Source organism: Kitasatospora sp. NPDC022785 (genome assembly GCF_055561295.1).
Genome location: NZ_JBVHHB010000062.1, coordinates 1 through 3,896, shown reverse-complemented (window position 1 = coordinate 3,896; position 3,896 = coordinate 1). Strand labels below are relative to the sequence as shown.

At 68.8% G+C, this 3,896-nt stretch carries 4 protein-coding genes and 1 pseudogene; 4 read left to right on the top strand and 1 reads right to left on the bottom strand.

The window, feature by feature from the left end; genetic code table 11:
• Positions 1-816: IS701 family transposase (locus ACZ3YO_RS39810; RefSeq protein ID WP_465579171.1), on the top strand; the 816-nt coding region annotated here is incomplete at its 5' end.
• A gap of 442 nt (positions 817-1,258) precedes the next feature.
• Here ACZ3YO_RS39810 and ACZ3YO_RS39805 read toward each other — a convergent pair.
• Positions 1,259-1,558, bottom strand: a pseudogene (locus ACZ3YO_RS39805) (helix-turn-helix domain-containing protein); the annotation flags it as partial.
• 71 nt (positions 1,559-1,629) lie between these two features.
• Between ACZ3YO_RS39805 and ACZ3YO_RS39800 the strand changes: the two are divergent.
• The 3 genes from ACZ3YO_RS39800 (at position 1,630) to ACZ3YO_RS39790 (ending at position 3,808) form a co-directional block, all read left to right on the top strand.
• Positions 1,630-1,869 carry an IS3 family transposase gene (locus ACZ3YO_RS39800; RefSeq protein ID WP_465579169.1) on the top strand — a complete coding sequence of 80 codons (240 nt, stop codon included), beginning with the start codon at positions 1,630-1,632 and terminating at the stop codon, positions 1,867-1,869.
• A gap of 107 nt (positions 1,870-1,976) precedes the next feature.
• Positions 1,977-3,641: an IS1182 family transposase gene (locus ACZ3YO_RS39795; RefSeq protein ID WP_465579167.1), complete on the top strand. Its 1,665-nt coding sequence runs from the start codon at positions 1,977-1,979 to the stop codon at positions 3,639-3,641.
• A gap of 5 nt (positions 3,642-3,646) precedes the next feature.
• Positions 3,647-3,808 carry a hypothetical protein gene (locus tag ACZ3YO_RS39790; protein WP_465579165.1) on the top strand — a complete coding sequence of 54 codons (162 nt, stop codon included), beginning with the start codon at positions 3,647-3,649 and terminating at the stop codon, positions 3,806-3,808.
• The last annotated feature ends 88 nt before the right edge of the window (positions 3,809-3,896 follow it).

Sequence of the window (3,896 nt, the reverse complement as noted above, 5' to 3'; positions counted from 1 at the left end):
CCGCTGTCCTGGCGGCTGTTCGTGCCGCCGGACTGGGACGACCACGGCGATGACCGCCGGCGACGCACCGGCCTGCCGGTGGAGGTCGGGCACGTCGAGAAGTGGCGGCTGGCGATCGAGGCCCTCGAGGAATTGATCTCCTGGGGGCTGGCCCCGCAGGTCGTGGTCGCCGACGCCGGCTACGGCCAGTCGGCGGCCTTCCGCCATGCTCTGCGCTCCCGGGGCCTGGACTACATCGTGGCGGTGCGCGGGGACGAGACCGCGCACCGCCACGACGCGGAGCCGGTGGCGCCCGCCTACGGCGGCGCCGGTCGCAGGACACTGCCCCGCTACCGCACCGACTCTGTCGCCCTGCGCGAGCACGCCACCTCCGGCGGGCGCCGGGCGTTTCGGCAGGTCACCTGGCGTCAGGGCAGCCGCGGCGCGATGCGCTCGCGCTTCCGGGTCCTACAGGTGCGGCCCGCCGGAAAGATCCCCCGGGCGCTGGCCGCCGCCGACGCGGGCGGAAGCGCCGCCTGGAACGGCGTCCTGCCGGCCGAGACCCTGCTGGTCGAATGGCCGCCCGGCACCGACGCCCCCACCGAGTACTGGCTCACCAGCCTTCCGCCCGATACGGCGATCCGCCACCTCGTGCGGCTGGCCAAGATCCGCTGGCGCATCGAGCACGACTACCGCGAGATGAAGCACGGCCTGGGCCTGGACCACTTCGAGGGCCGCACCTGGCGCGGCTGGCACCACCACGTCACCCTCGTCACCGCCGCCCACGCCTTCCTCACCCTCCGGCGCCTCGACCCAAAAGTCGAAGCGCCGGCCTGACCTTCTACCGAGTCCTCGACGCCATCCAGGACCTGATACGGGCCTGGACCGGCGAATGCCCCACCTGCCACCGCGAGTTACCCGCTGCAGGCCGACCAGGACGCTCCCGAACACTTCAGACCTAACGAAGTACTAGTAGTGCTCCACCTGCTCCGACACCGGCACCGTCGTGCGTACGTCGTTGCCCGCGAACCTCAGGAACACCGGAGCCGGCCCTGTGTCACGCCACCGGCTAGCGCTGCAGTGTCAGCACGCCCGGCCGGTACGGCAGGAGGCCGTAGTCCATGCCGTCGGTGCTGGGGTCGCGCCCCTGGTAGAGGAACTGCAGGTTGCAGGGGTCAATGGCGGGAGATTCCGCCCTTGACGATGCGGGTGGGCAGCCGCATCCGACGCAGGGGAAGCAGCGCCTTCAGGATGCGGGCTCCGATGAATCCGACCAGGCAAGAGCGGCTGCCATCATCGACGGGGACGGCGCCAGCCTGCGGGCGATCTCCCTCACGCCGGTGTCCTGGGCCCTCAACAGGGAGATCTCCTCGCGCTCGGCGAACGGCAGATACCGGCCTGACAATGGGCTGAGCTGGATCGAAGGCATCCCGCCACGATCGCGGAACCACCGCGAACCGACGGGCCCGGACGCCCCGCATGCCAGCGCGGCATCCTCGCTCGTGAGCCCCTCGGCGATCCTCAACCAGAACGCGCGTTCCACGTCCCGACGCACCGGTGGCCGACCCGGCGAACGCATCGCCGGACGCCCCGTCACCTTCGTCGTCCACCCCACAGGCCGCCCCACCCGACACCTCCACGATCGAGGTGTTGCGACGACCGGTTGAATCCACCCAGTACACGTCCATCAAGCTCACAACCCGCCTGCTGAAGGCGGGAATCAAGCCGAGCATGGGAAGCGTGGGCGACTCGTTCGACAGCGCCCTCGCGGAGAACTTCTGGAGCCTCCTGAAGACCGAGTGCGTGCGCCGCACGACCTTCGAGACCCGGACCGACGCCGACCTGGCGCTGTTCACGTACATCGACGGACCCTGTTGCCCAATTAGGTGAATCGGCGCGATCTTCCGTACACGTGGGGTCTGCTGGGTGGAGCCTTCGAGGTGGCGGCCTGTTCGGGAGGGTCGCCTGCGTCGTGGGACGGGGGCAGCGGGGTGTCGATGGCAGCGAGCTCGGGTCGGGAAGTTCCCGAGGCGACACGAGTGGTCGCCCGGGCGGCCTTCCCCAAGGGGTGCTTGGCGATGAGGGTCCGGGACTCGCTCGGTCCGCTGTTCGACGACGAGGTCTTCAGAGCCGCGTTCGGTGTCCGCGGTCGTCCCGGCATCTCGCCCGGACAGCTGGCACTGGTGTCCGGGCTGCAGTTCGCCGAGAACCTGACCGACCGCCAGGCCGCGCACGCCGTGCGGGCCAGGATCGACTGGAAGTACCTGCTGGGCCTCGAACTCGCCGATCCAGGCTTCGACTTCACCGTGCTGACCTGGTTCCGGGACCGGCTCGTAACCCACAGCCTGGAGGAACAGGTTCTGGACCTCCTGCTGGAACGCCTGACCGAGCTGAAACTGGTCGCGTCCGGAGGCCGGCAGCGCACCGACTCCACCCACGTCCTCTCTGCTGTCAGGAACCTGAACCGCCTGGAGTTCGTGGGCGAGACACTGCGTGCGGCGCTGGAGGCGATCGCCGTCGCGGCACCCGGGTGGCTCGCCTCGTGGATGGATCCCTCGTGGCAGGAACGCTACGGAGCCAGAATCGACTCCTACCGCCTGCCCAGCGAGGAGGCCAAACGGGTCCAGCTCACCCAGCGCATCGCGGCCGACGGATATCTCCTGCACGAGGCCGTCACCTCGCCCACGGCCCCGGGCTGGCTACGGGAGATCCCCGCCGTCACCACCCTGCGGACGGTGTGGCTGCAGCAGTTCAAGCGCACGGTCATCGACGGAGTGCAGGAGGTGGCCTGGCGGGGGAAGGACGATCTCCCGCCCAGCAGAGCCAGGATCACCTCGCCGTACGACCCGGATGCCCGCAACGCGGTGAAACGCGGATCGGCCTGGGACGGCTACAAAGTCCACTTCAGCGAGACCTGCGACGCCCCGGACTCCGGCCGCCCGCACATGATCACCCACGTGGTCACCACGGACGCCACCGCCGGCGACTCGGCGGTCGTCGAGGAGATCCACGATCGTCTCGACAACAAGGCCCTCCTGCCCTCCGAGCACCTGATGGACGCCGGCTACATCTCCGCCGAGCTCCTGCTGACCGCCCCCATCGACCACCGGATCCGCGTCATCGGCCCGGTCAGACCCAACACCACACGCCAGACGGCCCAGGCCACCGGCTTCGGTAAGACGTCCTTCACCATCAACTGGGCTTCCAGGAACGCAACTTGTCCGAGCGGCGCCACCAGTCGCTACTGGACCGAAGGCTGCGATCACAACCAACGGCCGGCCATCCGCATCCGCTTTGCGACCGAGACCTGCGCGCCGTGCCCGGTGCGGGACCAGTGCACCAGTTCCACCCGCTACGGACGCCAACTCACCGTTCGCCCGCAGGAACAGGACGCCATCCTCGAACGCGTCCGGGCCGAGCAGACCACCGACGAGTGGAAGACCCTCTACGCGGTCCGGGCAGGCGTCGAAGGCACGATCCACCAGGCCATCGCGGCCACCGGCGCACGCCGCACCCGCTACGTCGGCCTGCCGAAGACGCACCTCGCCCACGTCTTCACGGCTACTGCCATCAACCTCATCCGACTCGATGCCTGGTGGAATGAAAAGCCACTCGCCCACACCCGGACATCACACCTCGCAGCCCTCGACCTCGCCGCATAGACCAATTGGGCAACAGGGTCATCGACGGTTGGTACAACACCCGCCGCATCCAAAAGCGCCTCGGCTGGCTCAGCCCGGACGAATACGAGGCCAAGCATTACGCAGACCAGGCGACGGCCGAACCAGTGGCCATCGAACCGCCCACACCCGCCCTGACCAGCTACTGAGGTTTTCGTTCTGTTGTCGGTGGTGACAGGTAGTGATCCCTGCGGTATGCCAATGGTGTGCGGTATGCGCAGGGTGGGGGCCTGACCG